Raw genomic sequence first — 21100 nt, 5'->3', positions numbered from 1 at the left:
CAGCGTTACCAGATATTAAAAAAACGAAAATCCTCATGATTCATGAAGGTTTTTTTGATGTGATAAGTTGTTGGCAAAACAATATTAAAAACGTGGTTGGTCTCATTTGTGTTGCCCAATTACTTTCTCAATCCCAACTAGAAATTATTAAAAAAGAAAAGATTAAGGTGATTATTGCCTTAGATAATGACGAAACAGGTCAAAAACGGAGTGAAGTTTTCGGTGAACAACTAACTTCCCAACAAATTCCTTATGAAATCCGAAGAATTTTGCCCCCTTACGACCAAACTTGTAAAGATGTTGATGATTTATTAAGACAATTCGGAAAACAAGCTTATCAAAAATGTTTTTTAGACCCCTTACCCCACTATGAAGAGGCGAAAAAGAATAACCTAACCGATTTGGCGATTCGTTATTTTGGCGAAGACCGCGTCATTATTAAAAATTAAATCTAGGAACAAAAAAAGAACGCACTATAACTGTTTGTCAAGAAACTAGCTTATATTACTTAAAAAATTAAATTAGTAGTAAAAAAATTTAAACCCCAAGGAGACAAAAGATGAAAAATAACACCCATCAAGAAATTAGCATGGGAGGGAGAAATAACCAAACCACTCCCAATGATTTAATCCCCATTAAAAACTTGTTAATCAGCTTAAAAACAACCGATTTAATTAATCTCACCATTGTTGCCCATTCCAAAAAGAAAAATACTTATCAAGAGGCGAATTATCGTCCGCGAAACCAAACTCTTTTTGTGGATTCCCGCATATTAGAAGAAATTAAACAATTAAAAATTGCCTTAATTAAAGATACTAGTCATAGTAAACTATTACTTACGGATTTAACCCCCCTGAAAAGTCCAAATAATACCCTTCAAAACCACTATCCTCTTTTCCAAATCAATTATCAAAATGAAAAGAAAAATCAGATCAAAACATTAATTGGCAAAATTGATGTTAATAAATTAGCAACTTTACAGTTATATCCTCTAGATTCCAACAAACGGGATAAATATGATAAACAGATCAAAACTAATTATAAAAAGGGTTTAAATATTATTTATTATCGTCAAGAAGATTTCAAATTTATCCAATCTTTTTTGACTAAAGCTCAACAAGGCTATCGGGTGAAAAAGTTACGTTCTGGTTATTTATCAAACTTAAATAAAAAAGAACTAAAAACAAATAAATAGTTTATAAAATTACCATTTTATTACCATTAAGTTACCATCTTATTACCATTAAGTTACCATCTTATTACCATTAAGTTACCTTTTTATTACCATCTTGTTACCATATCACTTTACATATGTTCTTTTTAACAACAAGCTCCTTGAAGGAGGGATACTTTATATTTTATATCGATAATGATAATGATAATCGATATTTGATATTATCGAGATATCATTCTTAATCATTATCGTTATCGATATCATAAAATTCCTTCGAAACAACAATTTTGTTTTTTAATTTATTTAAATCATTAAATTAACTTTAATTTTTAAGTTAATAACCTTGCCAGGGTTGTAGAGATATGTATATAAGGTAATTGTGTTTTTAATTTATTTAAATCCTCAATTTAATTTTGATTTTGAGTTAATAATTTTCAAGGATTGTTATTTTGTATTAACAAAAGATGAATAAACTGAAGCACTTAAAAAATCTTTCCGAGTTATAATAGGAAATATATTTAAAAATAATTGGTAAAGATAATTGGTCTTAAGATGCAAAAATTAAAACAAAAAATCGAATTATTACAAAAAATGATGGAAAAAATTAAAAAAATTGATAAAAAGATGGTTTTTTATTTGGTTAACCAATTCCAATCAACTCTCAATTTAACCACCATTTTACAAACCATCCGCCTTAACCGAAGCACTTATTATTATTGGTTAAAAGTCCAAAATAAACTAAAGGAAAAAGAAGAAACATATTTGTTACAACAAAAACGGATTAAAGCTTTATGTTTAAACTATCAATATTTTTATGGACATCGCAAAATTACCGATTTATATCAAAAAACTTTTAACGAAAAAATTAGTAAGAAAAAAGTTTCTACCATTATGAAAAAAAATGACATTCGGTGTCGGTTAAGAATAAAAAAAATTTTTACTTATTGTAATTTAAAAAATAATCTTCAAATTATTCCTAATTTAATCAATCAAGATTTTATGACTACTAAACCGCTCCAAAAACTTTTTACAGATATTACTTATTTTAAAACAAAGCAAGGATTTCTTTATTTTTCTTGTATTATTGATGCTTTTAATAATCAAATAATCGCTTCACATGTTTCCGACCAACAAAATCAAGATTTAGTTTTAAAGACAATTAAAAAACTCCCCCAATTAAAAGTCCCTTGTATCATGCATTCCGATCAAGGAACAGTTTATCAAACCAAAAAAGTCCAACAAACTTTAAGAAAAAAAGGGTTTTTAATCAGTATGTCGCGAAAAGCTAACCCTCGCGATAATGCTGTGATTGAAAACTTTTTTGGTCAAATAAAAACGATTTTACAATATCAACAGCCTTTTTTATTAGAAAAATCCCCTAATAGCATGAAAAAAATAATTAATCAATTTCCCCAATTTTGGAATAAACAGTGGATTTTAAGGAAATTAAACTATGCCACGCCAATCCAATATGCGCAAAATCGCAGCTAATTTTTGAACGGTCTTAAGCTGACCTGAAAAAGGTTACTTGAGTGCGCCTTTTTTTAAAGAAAAAAGTTAAACTAATAGCAAATATCATTTTCTTTTCATTTTGTTCACGAGTTTTTCTCTTTTTTTGCTTAAATATATAGTGAGGATGATAAAATATAAAAAAAATATCTCTGGAAACAAAAAAATTATCAAAAAAGTTTAGACACTTTTTTTTAATTTCATAAAATATTTCTTTGGTTTGAAAAGATAGGAAATTAGCAACTTAATTTTTAGTCTTCAAGCATAATTTTTCAATCAAAAGTTGTCTAAAAAAACGGAACAGTTCATACCCGCCCCTTTGTTAGTCGTAATTCTTCAACGTATTATAAAAGTTATTCATTCCTTGCTAGAGTTCTTTTTTTGAAGAGTAACCATTTGATAAACAATATTGAATTTTATTCGATGTATCCCCAAAGTTTAAAATAGTAAATTACTTTCTTCTTTCGCCCTATAAGAGTAATTAACTCTCTTCTGGGAAAGACGATTAACTAAATTATTTTAAATTAAATTTAGGTTTTATCTTCACGACTACTAAGAAGATGCTTTATCCTTGACCATCTGGGATTTTATTTTCGGATTAGTAAACTTAATTACTTAGTTTTAGGATTCTCCAAGTTACCCTAAATTTCGACTTTAATTCCTTAGGGGAAGTATCCTCTTTAGTGAGGCTGATTCCAGGTTTTTTTGTTTGATAAGTTATCCGATACATATCGCAAATATTGATAGATTCTGAAATGTACGTTTAATTAACTTTCGTAACAGGTTATTAGATTACCTCAGTTTTTCTTTTTAGGCCATCTCAGGCTTCTCCATCGAATTATTTGGTGGCGGATTCATCTTGACTAATTTGCTTTCGTCGCAACCCGCTTTTATGGGTCTGCTCTAATCTGACATTCTTTTGTTTGTTAGACCGGCCATCTCCATTCAGAGTTTATCAGTTCTGGCTATTGGTTAGATAGCAGGAAATTTAGGCCTCTTTGATGCCCTTAAATTATATCATATGGATTTCTCATTTAATTTATTTAATAATCTAATAGTTAAATTAGTTGCTATACGACCTTTAGGTGTTCTTCTAATATAACCTTTCTGGATTAAATATGGTTCATAAACTTCTTCTATAGTTAATATTTCTTCTCCTAAAGAAGCTGCTAAATTTTTAATTCCTACAGGTCCGCCGTTAAATTTAAATATTAAATGATTTAAATAATGATAATCTGTTTCATTTAATCCGTTTTCATCTATTTTTAATTTTTTTAATGTTTCTAGGGTTATTTGATGAGTAATTATTTTATTAGAATATATTTCTGCAAAATCTCGTGTTCTTCGGAATAAACGGTTAGCTATTCTAGGTGTTCCGCGACTACGTTTTACTAATTCTGTTAATGCTGACTCTTCTATATAGCTATTATAAACTTTAGCTGTTCTTTGGAGAATAGTTTTTAGTTCTGATTCTTTATAATAATCTAATTTTAAAGTTAAACCAAATCTATCTCTTAATGGAAAAGAGATATTTCCGAATTTAGTAGTAGCTCCAATCAAAGAAAAAGCTGCTAAATTAATTCGAATAGTTCTTCTGTCATAATCTTTACCAATAACAATATCTAAAGCATAATCTTCCATAGCAGAATATAAAATTTCTTCTACGATTTTTGGTAATCGATGAATTTCGTCAATAAATAAAATTTCTCCTGTTTGTAAACTACTTAAAATAGCAGATAAATCTCCAGCTCTTTCCAAAACAGCTCCATTAGTAATTTTTATATTTGTCTTCAATTCATTAGCAATAATACGGGCTAAAGTAGTTTTTCCTAAACCTGGAGGTCCATAAAATAAGAGGTGATCTAAAGTTTCTTTTCGTTTTCGGGAAGCTTTGATATAAATATCTAAAATATGTTTAATATCTTCTTGTCCCGTGTATTCTTGTAATGTTTGAGGTCTTAAAAAAGCATCTTCATTTTTATTTTTTGGATTTGGTTTATTTTTTAATTTTTGTTCCATTTTATTTCCTATTTTTTAATAATAATTGTAAAGATTCTTTGATCATTGTTTCTATATCTGTTTCTGTATTAATTTGGGTTATAATAGAATTAATTTGTTTCATTTCGAAACCTAAATTTAATAAAGCATTTTGAACATCTTTTTGTTTAGGATTAAATATATAATTTGTTTTTTTATTTGTATTTTTATTATTCAAATACCAAATAATTTGTTGTGCTGTTTTTTCTCCAATACCTGGAAATTTTTTTAAGAAATTTACATTATTAGTTTCAATAGCCATTTGAATATCCGAAAATAATTCATTTTGCGTTAGTACAATAGCTATTTTAGGACCTATACCTGGAATAGTAATTATTTTTTTGAAAAAATTTAATAAGTTGATATCTGTGAAACCATATAAATAACGTATATTTTCTTTAATATATAGATAAGTAAATAATTTTACTTTTTGATTTATTTTGAATAAATAAGGATTGTAAAAACCTATTTCATAACCTATGCCATTATTTTCGATAACTATATTATTATTATGGATTAATTTAACTAAACCTGTAATATAGTAGTACATATTAACAATTATTCACTCCTTTTATAATTAATTTTTATCAGTTTTTATTTAAAAATATATTGTTTTAATTTAAATAATTTAATTATTTTCAGATTAGTTTTTTAAATTATTTATTAAATGATATATATTTCAATATATCTTATTTATTATAATGAATGTTATAATTATAACTTTAATCTATTTAGGATCTAATTAATTTTTATTACATTTTAAATCTTTCTTTAATCTTATGATAAATTTATATTTAAAAAATAATATTATATGGTAATTGTGAAATTATTTATTATTTGGATTTATAATTAAAATAAGTCAATATTTCATTGACAGTAATTATTTTTTATTTTATAATTACTTGAATTAGTATTTTTTTCAAAATATTTTTTAATTAAATTGCGTTTGGAGTTAGAAAAATGTCAGTTAAAATTCGTTTACAACTTTTTGGTTCTCGTCACAAACCTTTTTATCGTGTAGTAGCAATTGATGCTCATAGCAAAAGAAATGGTAAATTTTTAGAAATTTTAGGCAACTATGATCCTTTAAAAGAAATAATTAATTTAAATTTAGATAAAATTAATTATTGGTTATCTTTAGGTGGTCAACCTACTACTACCGTTAAAAATTTGTGTAAAAAATTTAAAAAAATTAAAACTAATTGATTTTTAAATTTTAGAAGTTTTTTAAAAATAATAGAATAATTCAAAAGGAAATATATTGAAATAAAAAATTTATTTTTTTTGTTTTTAACAAAAGGAAAGATTATTTGATAAATAGCATGCAAATAGATATTATAACTATTTTTCCGAATTTTTTCGATTATTTCTTAAACCATTCTATTTTGAAAAGAGCTAAAGAAAAAAACAAAGTTATTATTAATGTACATGATTTAAGATTTTATAGTCATAATAAACATTTTAAGATAGATGATAAACCATATAGTGGTGACACAGGAATGTTATTATCATTTCCGCCTTTATATGATTGTTTAAATAAAATAAAATCAAATATTAAAAATAAGAATAAAGTTATTTTATTATCTCCTCAAGGAAATTTATTAACTCAATTCAAAGCGAATCAATATATTAATGATTTTGAACAATTAGTTATTATTTGTGGTAATTATGAAGGAGTTGATGCTAGAATTTTAAATTTTATAGATGAAGAACTGTCTATTGGAGATTATGTTTTAACTGGTGGGGAGATTGCTTCTTTAGTTTTTATAGATGTTATAATTAGACTTATACCAGGAGTTATTCATGAAAATTCTTATTTATCTGATTCTCATCAAAAAGGTTTATTGAAATATCCTCAATATACTAGACCTTTTGAATATAAAAACTATAAAGTTCCTTCGGTTCTTTTATCTGGAGATCATCAAAAAATTTATGAATGGCGTTTAAAGGAAAGTTTAAAAAATACTTTTAAAAAAAGACCAGATTTATTACACAAAATTCATTTAGATAAATTTCATCAAACAATATTAGAAGAAATTAAAAATGAAGATGAGGAATAATATATTTTTCATATTATTTTTAAAAAATTAATAAATAAAATTTTTTTATTAAGGGAATGGGAATATTACATTATGGAATTAAAAGGTCAAACTTTAATAAGAGCTATAGAAAGTCCAAGTTTTAAAAAAATACCTTTTTTTAAAGTTGGTGATACTGTTAAAATGTTAATTAGACAATCTATTGGCGATAATAAACGTGTTCAAAATTTTTCTGGTTTAGTTATTAAACGTCAAGGTAATGGTATATCTGCGACTTTTACTGTGCGTGCTATTAGATTTGGTGTAGGAGTAGAACGTACTTTTCCTATTTATTCGTCTGCTCTAGAAAATATAGAAGTGCTTAGTTATGGTATAGTTCGTCGCGCGAAATTGTATTATATACGTCATTTATCATCGAAAGCTGCTAGAATTAAAACTAAACATAAATAAAAATTTGTAATATTGGTAAAAAATCAAATTAAAAATTGGAGATAAATATGTCTTTGTTTGAAGAATTAAAAATGCGTAATTTAATAAAAGATTGTAGCAATGAATCAGATTTAATGTATTATCTAAATCATAATACTATTAATTTTTATTGGGGCGTCGATCCTACAGCTAATTCTTTAACCATAGGACATTTAGTACCAATTAATACTATTTTGCTTTTGTATAATAAAGGTCATAATCCTTTTATTTTGATAGGTCAAGTTACTAGTTTAGTCGGTGATCCTAAAGCGACAAAAGAAAGAACTTTATTAATGTTACAAGAAGTTTGCAAAAATACTCGAGATATTTTATTACAATTAAAATCTTTATTTCCTAAAAAAAGAGTATCTTTTGTTAATAATTATGATTGGTTATCTCAAATGAATCTTTTAGATTTTTTAAGGCAATATGGCAAATTATTTAATATGAAATATATTTTGTCTAAAAAAATTATATCTGAAAGATTGAAGAATGAAAATTCTGGTATTTCTTATGCTGAATTTTCTTATAATTTATTGCAAGCTTTCGATTTTTATCAATTATATTCAAATTATAATGTAATATTACAAATTGGTGGTTCTGATCAATGGGGCAATATTACAAGTGGTTTAGAATTGATTCGAAAATTAATTAATCCTTCTAAAAATAAACCTTTAGGTATGAGTATCCCCTTATTATTGAATGATCGAGGTGTTAAAATTGGTAAAAGCGAAAAAGGTAATGTATGGTTAAATCCGAAATTAACTAGTCCTTTTGATATGTATCAATATTTTTTAAATTTATCTGATAGTCGTGTCATCGCATGTTTAAAACAAATGACTTTAATTACGTTAGAACGTATTAATTATTTAGAATCTGAAATGAAATTTAATTCTTACAAAAGATTAGCTCAGAAAGAATTAGCAAGTTATATAGTTTCTTTAGTTCATGGTCAATCTATATCTAAAGATTGTGAACAAGTTAGTTATCTTTTATTTGGTAAAAAAAGATTAGATTTATCAGAATCAGATTTCAAATTTTTACAAAAATATTTATTTTGTTTATCGGTTAGCCCGAATATTACTTTATTAGATGTTTTAGTCCAGAGCGAATTAGCTTTGTCAAAAAAAGAAGCTAAATCATTGTTATTAGCTAAAAGTATTAAAATTTTTCCTTGTGAAAAAAAAATTGATTATGATTTGTGTTTAACTCCTGAATTAGCTTTATTTAATAAATATATTTTAGTAACTAAAAAAAAGAAAATTAATATTTTAGTATATTTTTCTTAAATTTGAATTAATATTTAATTCTTTAAAATGTGAGTAAGTATTGTGGTTAATTATTTATTATATCGTCAATTAATTGTAAATCATTCTCAAAAACCTTTTAATTATGGTTTATTACCTATTACTTGTAACAATAATTGTCTTAGCAAAAAAAAACATAATTTATTATGCGGAGATGAAGTGACATTGCAAATTTTTTTTAATACTAATGTTATTAATGCAATTCGACACGAAACAAAAGGTTGTTCTATAATATGCGCTTCTTCATCTTTAATGTCAATTTATTTATCTAATCAAACATTTTCGCAAAGTTTCAAAATTATTAATAATTTTATAAATATGTTACAAAATAAATCTTTTGATAGTAATACTTTAAAATCAGATTTATTATTGTTTCAAGTAATTGCTAATTTTCCTAATAAATTAAATTGTGCTATCATTCCTTGGTTATTAGCATTTAATTTAATAAAAAATTATTTTAACAACATCGAATCGAGTTAAAAATATATTTTGTGAATAAATATTGGTAATCATATATGATTAAAGTGAGTTGTAATATTCTATGATTTTGTCATCTAATAATCGTGTTTTTAAGAAAATGATGAAGTTATCATTTAAAAAATATCGAGATTTATATCAAGAATTTCTTGTATTTGGAAATCATCTCGTTCAAGAAGCTGTGAAAAAAGGAATAGTATTGGGATTATATACTATTAATCCTAAAAAAGAAGATGGTTTATTTATTAAAAAATCTTTAATGAAATTATTAAATAATAATCGTATTTTATATTCTCAAGTAGCTATTTGTAAAATGTTAAAATCATCTTTATTTAGTGATAAAATACTTATTTTAGATAATATCCAAGATCCTTCTAATGCTGGACTTTTATTAAGAAGTGCTTGTGCTTTTGGGTTTAAGACTGTTTTTTTTAGCGATAATAGTGTGGATATTTATAACGAAAAAACTATTCAAGTTAGTCAAGGAGCTATTTTTAATTTAAATTTTGATCGTGGTAATTTGGCGAATTTTTTGTTATTTTTGCAAAAAAATAATTATTTTGTTATAGGTTCTTGTGTTCGCGAAACTAATTTTTTATCTCATGATTTCGTAGATTTTAGCTCGAAATACAATAAAATTGCTTTAATATTAGGGAACGAAGGGCAAGGTATTTCTTTTGTTTCTCGTCAAAAATCGAATTATCTAATTGCTATTCCTACTACGGATTTAGTAGAAAGTTTAAATGTAGCTATAGCTGGCAGTATTATGATGTTTTATATTTATCAATGGTTTAAGAAATAATTTTTTTAGATTTTTTTATATATTAATAAAAATCAAATTTATTGAAATTTTAAATTGCCATTAAATATTTTGTTTTTGATCATAATAATTTCTTCTTTGTAAATAGGCTTTTGGTTTACAAAAGGTGTTTCTAAAATTTTAGGAATATTTTTAAATAATGGGTAATAGATAATTTTTATTAAAGCTTCAAATCCTATTTGACCATATCCAATGTTTTCGTGTCGGTCTTTTTTGCTACCTAAAGAATTTTTAGAATCATTAATATGTAGAACGGATAAGTATTTTAAATTAATAATTTTATCAAATTGTTTTATTGTATTTTCAAATTGATTTTTAATATCATAACCAGCATCAAATACATGGCAAGTATCCAAACAAATAGAAATTCGTGTTTTATCTTCTATTAAATCGATAATATTTTTTAATTCTTGAAAATTAGCACCAATTTCATTACCTTTTCCTGCCATAGTTTCTAATGCTATTTTAGTTTTTAAATTAGGAGTATTTTGAAAAATTTTATTAATACCTTGAGCAATCCATTTAATCGCCTCTAATTTGTTTTTGTTCAAATTATTACCTGGATGTATTACCATTTGAGGAATTTTCATTTGTGAAAATCGATTTAATTCTTTGATTAAAAATTCGATAGAAAATTCTCTTTTATTTAAAAAAGGGTTGGCTAAATTAATGATATATGGTGCGTGACCTACTAAACAATTCACATTAATATTGTATTTTTTCATTTTGGATAAAGTTTGATCAATATCATATTGTGCGATGATGTTTCTTTTAGTATTTTGAGGAGGGCCTGAGTATAACATAAAAGTATTGGAATCGAAGGATAAAGCTTGTTCTAAAGCTCCTAAATACATTTTAGGTTTTTTAAAGGATACGTGACTGCCTATTATTAACATATATTATTTTTTTATCTTTCTAATTAAAATATATTTTTTATTTTCGGAAATTTTAATTTATATTTTAATTATTTGGATTAGTAATTAAAGAGTATTGGTTTTTATTAAATTTAATTTTTTTAAATGAAATATTTAATTTTTTTTGGATTTTATTAATTAATAATTCATCTTTTTCGGTACTTAAAACTATTATATCTCCTGATTTTCCCATTCTTCCCGTTCTACCGTTGCGATGTTGAAAAAAATCTAAATTTTTATGAGGCAAATCATAATGTATTACTAAGTCTATATCTAAGTCTAAACCTCTTGCCATAAGATCGCTTGCTATAATATATTGATATTTTGTTTTTTGAATATCATTTATATATTGTTTTCTTTTTTTAGTATTTAATGCTGAAGAAAAACAAATTACTTTTAAATTTTTTTGAAGCATTGCTTCATAAATTTTTATTTGTTCTTTAATGTTGGAAACAAAAATAATACAAATATAAGGGTTAATATGTTGGGTTAAATGTATTAAAGTTTTTAGTTTTTGTTCAGATATGGTTTCAAGCTTATAATAATTTAATTTTAATTTATGTTCTTGTGTGGTATTTAAAAATAAATTTTTTCCAAAATATTTATTGATGAAAGGTTTAAATTTATCAGTGATAGAAGCAGATATTATTATAATTTTAGGATTACATTTAGTTAATATTGCATCTAAGATGGATAAAGAATCTTTGTCAAACAACATATCTGCCTCTTCTAAAACTAAAAAATTGATTTTATGAATTTTTAGTAATTTGTTAATGATAACATATTCATTTAGTTTGTTTAAAGTTGTTATGAGCAAGGGAGGTTGTTTTTTTTTAAATTGATCTGATATTTTTTGTTTATTTATGCCACCATATAAAATTTTAATATTAGCTATTTTCGTTTCTATTTTTTTTAACATATTTAATATTTGCCAACTTAATTCGTTAGTTGGAGTAATTATGATCGCTTGTATTGTATTTTTTTGCCAATTTATTTTTGATAATATAGGCAATAAATAAGCATGAGTTTTTCCAGTTCCTGTAGGAGCAACGCATACTAAATGATAAGGTTTTTCGAAATTATTAAACATTTGTTTTTGTATAGGTGTTATTTGAGTAAAATTTAGTTGTTTTAATTTTTGTTTTATATATTGTTTCAAATTTATGAATTTTCCTTTATTTTGAATTCATGCAAATTCTTTTTTTAGTTCATTTTAATATATGTTAAAATGTTATTATCCATTAATATTATGCATTAAAGTAAATTATAATATTATTTGATTTACTATTTATAATTTATCTTTTGTATAGGCATTAATCGTTTTATCACAAAAAAGCATTTTATTTTTATTATTATTTATATTAAAAATAGCAAATAATTCGAGAGGTTAAAAGTTTTTATGATTTGGTTTTTTAATAAAAATAACAAAGTTAATCCATCAAACTCTAAGAAATGTTTTAGTAATCAACTAAAAGTTGAAAATATAGTTAATAAAAATAAAAATGTACCATTTCAATTTCAAAGAAATCGACGTTTCATTAATTTTCTTTCAGGTTTGATTATATTAATTATATTTGTAACTATTGTTATTGTTCCTATAAGTTATTTTATTTATTTGAGTTTTTAGAGATAAGTTTAAAAGTTGTTAAAAAATTTGATTTCGATCAAATTTTTTTTTAATAAATAAAAATCCCATCGAAAAAATATTTTTTCGACGGTTTTTTTCTTTTAGATCATGTAATTAATAATTTTTTTTCAAATTAATATTTTTATTATATGATAAATATTTTGGTTTCGATTTTTTTATTTTAATTTTAATAATAATTATTTATTCGGAATATTATTTAAATTAATTTCTACTTGTTCCCAATTAATGATATGAAAAAAAGCCTCTACATAATCTTGACGACGATTTTGAAAATCTAAATAATAAGCGTGTTCCCAAAGATCTAAACCTAAAATAGGATAACCTAAATTATGAGTGGTATCTTGATTAGTAGTTGTTATAATTTCGGATAAATTTTTATTATTAACAATCCACCATACCCAACCGCTACCAAAAAGATTTAAAGCTTTATTAGTAAATTGATTTTTAAAATTATCTAAATTTTTATAATCTCTTTTTATAATCTCTTGCGTTTTATTTAATAAAACGATTTCATTGGTTGTTTTCGGTTTTAAAATTGTCCAAAAAAATGAATGATTAAAATGTCCCCCTCCGTTATTACGAATAGATGTTCTAATTTCTTTAGGTATTAAAGATAAATTTTTTAATAAATCATCGATATTATTTTTTATTGTAGGAAATTTTGATAGAGAAATATTTAATTTATCAATATAGGTTTGATGATGTTTTTGATGATGAATCATCATTGTTTTTTGTGTTATAAAAGGTTCTAAATCGTTATATTTATAGTTTAAAGTAGGTAGTTGATATTTATTCATAATTAAGATATTATCGCTCCTTTTTATTTTAAAAATATTTTTTTTAAATAATTAAAATCATTCTTTATTATAACATGTTTGAAATATGGTTATTTGTAAATTTATCATGGATTATAAATGTATCGAATATATTTTATTTTTTAGAGATAAATTTTTTTTAAAAATGATCAATAAGATAAAAAATACTTAATTTTATTATGACAAACACAATTATTTAGAAAGAGGTTAAATTCAATTTAATGTTAAATAAAAATGGCTGCACAAAAAATACACGAAATATTATTAAGCAAGTAATTTTAGGTTCGAATTTAATTTCGATTTCTTGGGTTTTATTTAACTTGAATAAATATTCTTTTTTAAGTCAAATCAATAAAATTCCTATTATTAATTCTAATTTATGGTTATTTTGGCATTTGCCATTATTTTTTTTAGGATTTTTTTTAAATATTAATTATGTAATTTTGTTTTGTTTCGTTTATATTTTTATAGAATGTTCCTTTTATTCAATGTCTAGTTATTTAGCAACTTATGAGTATTTAAAAAGTAATTATAATTTTTTTATTTCTAATAGATTTTTTTTTGTTATTAGCAATATTGCTTTTGGTTCTTTTATGCCTAATCTATTTATTTTAATAAGTTGTATGTTAAATCATCGTTATGTTAACAAAAAACGTATTTTTATTTTTGGTTTTTTCAGTATTGTTTTACAATCTAGTTTTCGTATTTTAAATGGTTATTTAAATTATTGGGATATTATTAAAATTAATTTTTATCGATATAATTATATTTATTCGGATCGTTTTATAAATATTTTTTTTTGTTTTTTTAATATTATTCCTATTATTATCAATAATGTGGTTAACTGTTTATTATTTGGAATTTTATATAAAAAAATTCAAAATATATATCAGGAATTAATGTAATAATTATAAGATACAGAATTAAATTTATACAATTTATTATTTATTTCATATTTCATCAATCGGAAATAAAATTTTATTTTAATTATTATAATTTGCGAATAATTTTGTCAAATTAAATCTTTTATTTTATGGTATTATTAATAATAAAATAATTATTTTTTTAACTATATTGAAATATCTTATTTAAATTAGTAATTGTAATTTACGAGAGAATTAATTTTTTAAATTTTTGCTGATTATTGTTACTAGTACTTTTTTATCTTAAGATGGAGATAAGTTGCACTTTATTTTCCTAAATTTTAAAAATTACAAAAACTTTTGATAAATATTTTTTTAATTTTTTCTTTAGGAACAACATATAGTAACTAAAAATATTTCTTTTAATAACCGCAATCTTTTAATCATTGATTAGAATACGAAAGATTTATTTTTATTAAATATTGAAAAAAATTTTTATTTTTAATTAAAAAATTTTCAATAAGATTGAAAGGAAAATATAATGATTTCTTCTTTTACAGAGTTAAATTTGTTAACTCAAATTCAAGAAGCTTTAAAAGAGCTTAATTTTATTAATCCTACCCCTGTGCAGGCTTTGGTGATTCCTAAAATGATTCAAGGTATTGATATTGTAGCTCGTTCTCAAACAGGAACAGGAAAAACTTTTGCTTTTGGCATTCCTATGATTCAAAAAATTGATTCTCAAACTTCTCAAATTCAAGCTTTAGTATTGTGTCCTACACGAGAGTTAGCTTTGCAAGTTTTTACGGAAATTAATAAATTGTTGAAATTTTATTCCGAAATTAGAACTGCTGTTATTTATGGTGGCGAAAAATATTTCAAACAATTTAGTGCTTTAAATAAAAAACCTCACATTATTGTAGCTACTCCTGGACGAATTTTAGATTTATTAAAACAGCAAAAAATAGATTTATCTCATGTTAAACTTTTAGTTTTAGACGAAGCTGATGAAATGTTAAAAATGGGATTTCAAGAAGATGTAGAAGATATTTTAAAAAATATTCCTTCAGAAAGGCAAACAGCTTTATTTTCTGCTACTATGCCAGATTTTATTAAAAAGATAGCTGCAAAATATCAAAAAAATTCTCAAACTTTAGAAATATCTAATAAAAATATTGCAGTTAAAAGTATTAAACAATTTTATTTTATTGTTTCGGATATAAATAAAAATTTAGTTTTAGAACGTTTATTAGATTATCAAAATCCCGATTCTGTTATTATTTTTGCTAATACCAAGAAAAATGTGGATAATATTACTGATTATTTGCAAACAAGAAATTTTTTAGTAGATGCTTTGCACGGAGATTTGAAACAAAATCAAAGACAATATGTACTTAATAATTTTCGTAATAAAAAAATTAAAATTTTAGTTGCTACTGATGTAGCTGCTCGAGGTTTAGATATTTCTGATATTCAAATGGTTATTAATTATGATTTATCTAATGATTATGAAAGTTATGTACATAGAATAGGTCGTACTGGACGAGCTGGAAAATCAGGTGTTTCTTATAGTTTTATTAATGTTAGACAAAAAATGAAATTAAAAAAATTAGAATATTATTTGAAAGAAAAATTATTATTAGCTGAAATTCCTAAAATTGAAGAGATTTATCAACAACAAGATCAGTTATTTCGTGACAAAGTTTTTCAATTAATAGAAAATTATAAAAATAATAATTTATCAATTGATATGAATTTAATGGATAAGTTATTACAAAAATATGACCAAGAATTAATTATTAAATCTTTAATAAATTATATATCTCCTTATCGCAAACAATATGAAAATATTATTATACGGAATGTTTCTAATTATAATAATGATGAATTTGCAAAAACATCTTATAATAAGAATAATCGTATTAATAGTGATTATTTTAAAAAATATGAACAAAACAATATTAATATGACAAAATTAATTATTAATATTGGTAAAAATGATCGTGTGTATAATCCTGCTATTTTTTTACAAATTTTATATGATAAATTTAATATTTATAGAAAAAATATTGGTTATATTCAACATTTCGCTGATAAAACAGTTTTTGAAATTAATAATAATTTTGTTAACAAGCTTAAGACAAAAAAAGATATTTATTGGGAAAATAAATTAATAATTATCAGTGATGATTTGGGAAATTATTCTAATGTTAATAATAAATATAAGAATTAAAAATATTAAATAAAAAGTTAATTTATTTTTTAATTTTATTTATCCGAAAATTATCTAATTTTAATATATATGTAAATAAAAAAGTCAAATTTTTACTTCCGAAAGGATTAATATATTTGACTTTTTTTTATTATGCATGTTAATTTATAGCGGATAAAATTTTTAGTTATCCATTTTTTGATATTATTTTAGATTATTTTTATTTTAATAATTATTTATTAAATTATTTAAATTACTTTGATTATATTTATTAATAAGACTTTTTAAGTTTTTTGTATTTTAAAATTTGAATTAGACTTGATAATGATATATAAATAATACTTATTATAATAAAAGGTGTTATAGTATCATAAGTAATAGCTATATTTCGTTGCGCAGTCCATAATAAATTTGGTAATCCGATAATAGAATATAAAGCAGTTTCTTTTAAATTTATTATAAATTGATCCCATATATTAGGTATTTCCCTTTTTAAAATTTGTTCCAATATAATATATTTAAAGACTTGTTTTGAATTTAAACCAAGAGCGTAAGCAGCTTCTATAGGTCCAGATTCTAAAAAATTAACTTGTCTAGACATGTTATTTAAAAAATTAAATGCGTTATTAAGGAAAGTTATGATTAACGAAATACAAAAAACCCCCATTAAACCTTTAAAAAAAAATATTTTTTGTATTAATAAATTATACATTAAGACAACTTGAATAGTAATCGGAACAGCTTTTGTAACATGAATGCATAAAACCAATATATAATTAATTGTTTTTTTAATTAGTTTTTTTGAAGATTGACACCATATTTTGAAAGGTAATAATATTAATGCTAACAAGAATCCAATTAAAATAGCATCTATAGCTAATGTTAATGATATATAAAAGCTGTCTTGATAAGTTTTAATTATATTTATAATTTTACTTCTAAATGTATTGATTTGTTGTTTTTGATGATTATCGTTTATATAAGTTTTTATAGCTTTTTCACGTAAATTATCCATTATATTAGGATTAGATTTTTTAATTTCATCAATTTGTTTTGTTAATTCTTGGTATAACTTGGTGTTTTGTTTGTTTATAAAAATGCCTAATGGATAATGAAAATCTTTTTGTTGATTGTTTGTTTCCTTATTTATTAATTTCAAAGATTGAAATTTATTTTTATCATTTGCTTTGGAAGAAGTCATTAAATTTATAACAGGGTGTTCAAAAATTAATAAATCAACACGTTTTTGCTCTACTTCATTAACGCAATTTACTAAATCTTCTTTTGGATTTAATTTATGTAAATTTAATTTATTTAATATTTCGATATCATAAATAGAACTAGCTGTAGTTGTTGCGCTAATATGTCCATGCATTTTAATTAAATTTTTTAAATCTTGAATAGTAATTTCTGTTTGATTTATATAATTTTTGAATTTATGGTTATCTTTTCTAATTAAAAACCCAATTTCGGTAACATCATACTCAATAGTATTCATTTTTTTTTTACGTTCTTCTGTAATATTCATGTTACCAATAGCAGCATCAATAATTTTTTGATCAACTGCATTTAAAATACCAGGAAAATTTAATGGTTTTATTTTTAATTGTTTATTCATGTTTTTTGCTAATTTTTCAAATAAAAAAATATCAGAACCACTTACATATGTTCCTGTGTCGGTACGAAAGCTATTGGGATTAGAAGAATTACTATCAAAACATAAAGGCGGAGAATTGCTTACTACTCCTAAAATAATATTATCAGAAGGTTGTGTTGTAAAATTAAAAATTTTAAATAATTTATAATGTAAAAATAATATTATTATGATGAAAATAAAAATTTTTAAGATTTGTCGAATTTTCAATTTAAACATTAAAATGAGTTCACTTTCATTGTTTTTTTATTATTAAATTTAGGAATTTCAAAATAGTTAAATAGTTTTTTAGGATGATTATGATTATTTATGATTATGATTATTTATAATATTTAAATAATAATTTTTACAAATTACTTGTGTATAAATATCATTATTTTTTGTCTTGTTCGAAAAAATATTTAATTTTAGGACATTTATTTAGTTGAAAAATATCATTTAAATTGCCTTTTTCTATGATTTGACCATTTTCTAATAAATAAATTTTATTTGACACTTTTTTTGCAAATTGTAATTCATGAGTCACAATAATAAGCGTTATATTATGTTTAATAACTAAATTTTTCAATAATTTTAATATTTCTTGAGCAGATTCTGAATCTAAAGCTGAAGTGGGTTCATCAAGTAAAATAATTTTAGGATCCATACATAAAGTTCTTGCTATAGCTACTCGTTGTTTTTGTCCTCCGGAAAGCTTTTGAACATTTTCGTAGGCAAATTTTTCCATTCCTACTTCTTTTAATTTTTTAAAAGCTTTTTGGGAAGCTTCTGTATAAGGCATTTTAAAAATACATTTCAATCCTAGACAACAATTTTCTAAAACAGTTTTTTCGGAAAACAAATTAAAATGTTGAAAAACCATACCTATTTGTATTCTTAAATTAGTCAAAGAAATATTAGAATCTAGAAGATTATAATTATTAAAAAATATTTTTCCTGAATCCGGTCTATTTAATAAATTTAAACATCTTAATAAAGTTGATTTTCCTGAACCAGAACGACCAATAATAGAAACTATTTCTTTTGGTTTTATTTTTAAATTAATGTTATTTAAAATTATTTTTTTATCAAAATAACTTTTTAAGTTTTCAACTTTTATTATGTATTGCATTATAATTTTTTATTCTCCTTTGGGATTATAAAATTTAATTTTGTTTATTTTTGCGTTAAATGGGATATTTTTTATATATTATTACTAAATTTATAACATAATGGGAGCTTTTTTAATTTTTAAAATTCTATACAAAAAAAATGATTTTGTCAAATTTTAAATAAAAAAATATTTTATTTTATAAAATGAAAAATTTTGATAAAATTTTTGTGGTGTTATTGAATTATAATAATTTTTTGTGTATATTTTGATTTAGATTGATAGATTTTATGTAATAATATGTTATAAAAGTTTTATATTTATTATTTGCTTTGAATTAAATTTTTTATTTTTCAACATTTGAGATAATATGATTGAATTTTAAATTATATATTAAAGAAATTTGGTTATTTAGAATTTTAACTATTGATGATGATTTGAACTTATTAAAGTGAATAATAGATCGATATATTTCGAACACGAACAATAAATTTATGTAAAAGAAAAATAGGTATTGAAGTTATGTATAAAAAAAAACAAATTATTAAAAGAAAAAAAATTTTTTTATTATCGATTTTAGTTACTTCCTTTTTATTTTTTGTTGTATTTTTTTGTATGGGAAAAATTTTAGGTCATATTGAACAACAACATGAAGAAGTTGTTTCGGATGTTGGTCAAGCTTTGGAAAGCAATTTAGAATCTGGTAAAAAAAATGTCATATCAAATATTACAGGTTCTGCAGAAAAATGTGTTAGTGATGTCACTGAACATATTAAAGTTAAAGTAGATGGAATTAGCGAATATTTTCAAAAAAATTTAGATAATTTAAAAGAACATTGTCAAATGCGTTTAGATCAATGTATTGATCATTTGGAACAACATACTAAAGAACATTTGAGTCAAACTTTTAATCAAGTTTTAAATCCTCAAATTGAACAAAATTTAATTTCTCTAAAATCTAATATTTTAAATATTTTTTCTAATTGGTTATTTGATTCTTGTAAATTTGAGATTAATTGGAATTTTTTAAAGTTTTTACCTTCGTTTTTATTTCCTAAATCCGATACGCTGGCGAATAATAATGTTAATGGCGATTTAAATAATGATTTAAATGATGATTTGCGCGATATAGAAATAAAATAAGAAATTTATCTAAATTGAATTATTAAGGTTATGTCTATAAATTTATAAATTGTTTAATCATGGGTTTTATAAATAAAAGTTGAATAGAAAAGTTAAAAAATAATTTATAAGCTTTTTTATACAAAATTTATCAATTTTATTAATTTATTAGATATTTATTTAATACTTTATTTGATAAGTTTTTAATAAGTTTATATAAATTATTAAATATTTTTATTTTTAGTATCTATCTATTTTTTAAAAATTCGTTTATAATATTAGATGTAGTAGTTATTTTATGAAAAATAAATCTATGATTACTACGAAAATTAGACACTTATTTTGAGAAAAAAATTGTGTTAAAAATGTTTTTTTGTTTATTAAATTTTAATTTTTAATGAAATTTAATAAATATTTGATTTTGAAATTTGAATTTGAACTTTGAAAAAAATTATAAATTATGTTATTAATCAACATAAATCAATATATAAATTTAATTATTTAGTTTTTTTGTTAAAAAAATAATCTTTAAAATATGGAATTAATATTTTAGGATTTGCCATTAATTATTAAAGAAGGAAAATAATAAATATAAATACTATAAATACTAAACAAAAAAAAAATGTTTCATTAAAAAATTTTAAAAAAATAGCTGTTATTATGTTTGTTTTGATGATTTTAGGATCAGTAACAACATTTGTTTTTTTTCATCCAATACATTCATCATTTATGATTAATGATTCTAAAGAGAATTTGACGTCAGGAAATATTTCGTCTGAAGTTCCTCAATTAGAAAATTTAATGTCTTCAGAAGACAAAAATAAATCCTCCTAAAATAGAAGTTCGTCAAGCTGTAGAAGATTTGTTAAAAGCTGGTTTAAAAATTACGGTTATTACTGGAGATTATGGTCCAACTGCAATTTCAATTGGTAAAAAAGTGGGTTTGATTAA

Annotated in this window: 21 protein-coding genes; 14 read left to right on the top strand and 7 right to left on the bottom strand. The window is 22.6% G+C overall.

Features of this window, described 5'->3' with window-relative positions; genetic code table 11:
* From OC698_RS01250 to OC698_RS01240, 3 genes are all read left to right on the top strand, one after another.
* The coding region (locus tag OC698_RS01250; RefSeq protein ID WP_304512922.1) for a toprim domain-containing protein at nt 1–449 on the top strand (449 nt) is incomplete at its 5' end.
* Nucleotides 450–559: 110 nt separating this feature from the next.
* The gene (locus OC698_RS01245; RefSeq protein ID WP_304512921.1) at nt 560–1195 is read left to right on the top strand and encodes a phase variable surface lipoprotein; all 636 of its coding nucleotides are present in this window, start codon (nt 560–562) and stop codon (nt 1193–1195) included.
* A gap of 531 nt (nt 1196–1726) precedes the next feature.
* Nucleotides 1727–2665, top strand: a complete 939-nt coding sequence (locus tag OC698_RS01240; RefSeq protein WP_304512920.1) for an IS3 family transposase — start codon at nt 1727–1729, stop codon at nt 2663–2665.
* A gap of 1035 nt (nt 2666–3700) precedes the next feature.
* On the opposite strand, the gene ruvB is transcribed toward OC698_RS01240, so the two are convergent.
* The gene (gene ruvB / locus OC698_RS01235; RefSeq protein ID WP_304512919.1) at nt 3701–4702 is read right to left on the bottom strand and encodes a Holliday junction branch migration DNA helicase RuvB; all 1002 of its coding nucleotides are present in this window, start codon (nt 4700–4702) and stop codon (nt 3701–3703) included.
* 1 nt (nt 4703) lies between these two features.
* Complete coding sequence (gene ruvA, locus OC698_RS01230; RefSeq protein ID WP_304512918.1) at nt 4704–5270, bottom strand: Holliday junction branch migration protein RuvA; 567 nt, start codon at nt 5268–5270, stop codon at nt 4704–4706.
* A 410-nt stretch (nt 5271–5680) separates the two neighbouring features.
* Here ruvA and rpsP point away from each other — a divergent pair, with 410 nt between their 5' ends.
* The 6 genes from rpsP to OC698_RS01200 all read left to right on the top strand — a co-directional run bounded on the left by rpsP (nt 5681) and on the right by OC698_RS01200 (nt 9813).
* The gene (rpsP, locus tag OC698_RS01225; protein ID WP_078122940.1) at nt 5681–5926 is read left to right on the top strand and encodes a 30S ribosomal protein S16; all 246 of its coding nucleotides are present in this window, start codon (nt 5681–5683) and stop codon (nt 5924–5926) included.
* 116 nt (nt 5927–6042) lie between these two features.
* On the top strand, nt 6043–6780 hold the full coding sequence (gene trmD, locus OC698_RS01220; RefSeq protein WP_304512924.1) for a tRNA (guanosine(37)-N1)-methyltransferase TrmD: 738 nt from the start codon (nt 6043–6045) through the stop codon (nt 6778–6780).
* Nucleotides 6781–6852: 72 nt separating this feature from the next.
* Nucleotides 6853–7209 (top strand): 50S ribosomal protein L19, encoded by a 357-nt coding sequence (gene rplS, locus OC698_RS01215; protein WP_320411980.1) that lies wholly within the window; start codon nt 6853–6855, stop codon nt 7207–7209.
* A 47-nt stretch (nt 7210–7256) separates the two neighbouring features.
* Complete coding sequence (gene tyrS / locus OC698_RS01210) at nt 7257–8516, top strand: tyrosine--tRNA ligase (RefSeq protein WP_304512917.1); 1260 nt, start codon at nt 7257–7259, stop codon at nt 8514–8516.
* 42 nt (nt 8517–8558) lie between these two features.
* Nucleotides 8559–9014 (top strand): Fe-S cluster assembly sulfur transfer protein SufU, encoded by a 456-nt coding sequence (gene sufU, locus OC698_RS01205; protein ID WP_304512916.1) that lies wholly within the window; start codon nt 8559–8561, stop codon nt 9012–9014.
* Between the two features lie 61 nt (nt 9015–9075).
* Nucleotides 9076–9813, top strand: a complete 738-nt coding sequence (locus OC698_RS01200; protein ID WP_304512915.1) for a TrmH family RNA methyltransferase — start codon at nt 9076–9078, stop codon at nt 9811–9813.
* Between the two features lie 38 nt (nt 9814–9851).
* Here the strand turns inward: OC698_RS01200 and OC698_RS01195 are convergent, their stop codons facing one another.
* Nucleotides 9852–10727 (bottom strand): deoxyribonuclease IV, encoded by an 876-nt coding sequence (locus tag OC698_RS01195; protein ID WP_304512914.1) that lies wholly within the window; start codon nt 10725–10727, stop codon nt 9852–9854.
* Between the two features lie 64 nt (nt 10728–10791).
* Entirely contained in the window at nt 10792–11904 is a 1113-nt protein-coding gene (locus tag OC698_RS01190; protein ID WP_304512913.1) for a DEAD/DEAH box helicase, read from the bottom strand.
* 240 nt (nt 11905–12144) lie between these two features.
* Here OC698_RS01190 and OC698_RS01185 point away from each other — a divergent pair, with 240 nt between their 5' ends.
* Nucleotides 12145–12372, top strand: coding sequence for a hypothetical protein (locus OC698_RS01185; RefSeq protein WP_304512912.1), 228 nt, complete (start codon nt 12145–12147; stop codon nt 12370–12372).
* A 197-nt stretch (nt 12373–12569) separates the two neighbouring features.
* Here OC698_RS01185 and OC698_RS01180 read toward each other — a convergent pair whose 3' ends face one another.
* Nucleotides 12570–13190 (bottom strand): superoxide dismutase, encoded by a 621-nt coding sequence (locus OC698_RS01180; protein ID WP_304512911.1) that lies wholly within the window; start codon nt 13188–13190, stop codon nt 12570–12572.
* Nucleotides 13191–13429: 239 nt separating this feature from the next.
* Between OC698_RS01180 and OC698_RS01175 the strand changes: the two genes are divergently transcribed.
* Together OC698_RS01175 and OC698_RS01170 are read left to right on the top strand one after the other, a co-directional pair.
* Nucleotides 13430–14113, top strand: coding sequence for a hypothetical protein (locus OC698_RS01175; protein ID WP_304512910.1), 684 nt, complete (start codon nt 13430–13432; stop codon nt 14111–14113).
* Nucleotides 14114–14612: 499 nt separating this feature from the next.
* Nucleotides 14613–16304 carry a DEAD/DEAH box helicase gene (locus OC698_RS01170; RefSeq protein ID WP_304512909.1) on the top strand — a complete coding sequence of 564 codons (1692 nt, stop codon included), beginning with the start codon at nt 14613–14615 and terminating at the stop codon, nt 16302–16304.
* Between the two features lie 250 nt (nt 16305–16554).
* On the opposite strand, the gene OC698_RS01165 is transcribed toward OC698_RS01170, so the two are convergent.
* Nucleotides 16555–18156, bottom strand: a complete 1602-nt coding sequence (locus tag OC698_RS01165) for a transporter substrate-binding domain-containing protein (protein ID WP_304512908.1) — start codon at nt 18154–18156, stop codon at nt 16555–16557.
* A gap of 154 nt (nt 18157–18310) precedes the next feature.
* Complete coding sequence (locus OC698_RS01160) at nt 18311–19048, bottom strand: amino acid ABC transporter ATP-binding protein (RefSeq protein WP_304512907.1); 738 nt, start codon at nt 19046–19048, stop codon at nt 18311–18313.
* Between the two features lie 501 nt (nt 19049–19549).
* Here OC698_RS01160 and OC698_RS01155 point away from each other — a divergent pair.
* Together OC698_RS01155 and OC698_RS01150 are read left to right on the top strand one after the other, a co-directional pair.
* On the top strand, nt 19550–20170 hold the full coding sequence (locus OC698_RS01155; RefSeq protein WP_304512906.1) for a hypothetical protein: 621 nt from the start codon (nt 19550–19552) through the stop codon (nt 20168–20170).
* Nucleotides 20171–20821: 651 nt separating this feature from the next.
* Nucleotides 20822–20983 carry a hypothetical protein gene (locus OC698_RS01150; protein WP_304512905.1) on the top strand — a complete coding sequence of 54 codons (162 nt, stop codon included), beginning with the start codon at nt 20822–20824 and terminating at the stop codon, nt 20981–20983.
* Nucleotides 20984–21100: the final 117 nt, after the last annotated feature.

It is taken from the genome of Candidatus Phytoplasma gossypii (assembly GCF_030586975.1).
GTDB lineage: Bacteria > Bacillota_I > Bacilli_A > Acholeplasmatales > Acholeplasmataceae > Phytoplasma > Phytoplasma citri.
Note: the sequence above shows the minus strand (reverse complement) of the source record. Positions and strands in the feature narration are given on the sequence as shown.

Coding starts and splice junctions, on each gene's coding strand:
- OC698_RS01150 (WP_304512905.1), top strand. CDS start 20,822: ATGATTTTAGGATCAGTAACAACATTTGTTTTTTTTCATCCAATACAT.
- OC698_RS01170 (WP_304512909.1), top strand. CDS start 14,613: ATGATTTCTTCTTTTACAGAGTTAAATTTGTTAACTCAAATTCAAGAA.
- OC698_RS01245 (WP_304512921.1), top strand. CDS start 560: ATGAAAAATAACACCCATCAAGAAATTAGCATGGGAGGGAGAAATAAC.
- OC698_RS01185 (WP_304512912.1), top strand. CDS start 12,145: ATGATTTGGTTTTTTAATAAAAATAACAAAGTTAATCCATCAAACTCT.
- OC698_RS01200 (WP_304512915.1), top strand. CDS start 9,076: ATGATTTTGTCATCTAATAATCGTGTTTTTAAGAAAATGATGAAGTTA.
- rpsP (WP_078122940.1), top strand. CDS start 5,681: ATGTCAGTTAAAATTCGTTTACAACTTTTTGGTTCTCGTCACAAACCT.
- ruvA (WP_304512918.1), bottom strand. CDS start 5,270: ATGTACTACTATATTACAGGTTTAGTTAAATTAATCCATAATAATAAT.
- tyrS (WP_304512917.1), top strand. CDS start 7,257: ATGTCTTTGTTTGAAGAATTAAAAATGCGTAATTTAATAAAAGATTGT.
- OC698_RS01165 (WP_304512908.1), bottom strand. CDS start 18,156: ATGTTTAAATTGAAAATTCGACAAATCTTAAAAATTTTTATTTTCATC.
- OC698_RS01180 (WP_304512911.1), bottom strand. CDS start 13,190: ATGAATAAATATCAACTACCTACTTTAAACTATAAATATAACGATTTA.
- OC698_RS01175 (WP_304512910.1), top strand. CDS start 13,430: ATGTTAAATAAAAATGGCTGCACAAAAAATACACGAAATATTATTAAG.
- OC698_RS01160 (WP_304512907.1), bottom strand. CDS start 19,048: ATGCAATACATAATAAAAGTTGAAAACTTAAAAAGTTATTTTGATAAA.
- OC698_RS01195 (WP_304512914.1), bottom strand. CDS start 10,727: ATGTTAATAATAGGCAGTCACGTATCCTTTAAAAAACCTAAAATGTAT.
- OC698_RS01240 (WP_304512920.1), top strand. CDS start 1,727: ATGCAAAAATTAAAACAAAAAATCGAATTATTACAAAAAATGATGGAA.
- ruvB (WP_304512919.1), bottom strand. CDS start 4,702: ATGGAACAAAAATTAAAAAATAAACCAAATCCAAAAAATAAAAATGAA.
- OC698_RS01155 (WP_304512906.1), top strand. CDS start 19,550: ATGTATAAAAAAAAACAAATTATTAAAAGAAAAAAAATTTTTTTATTA.
- trmD (WP_304512924.1), top strand. CDS start 6,043: ATGCAAATAGATATTATAACTATTTTTCCGAATTTTTTCGATTATTTC.
- rplS (WP_320411980.1), top strand. CDS start 6,853: ATGGAATTAAAAGGTCAAACTTTAATAAGAGCTATAGAAAGTCCAAGT.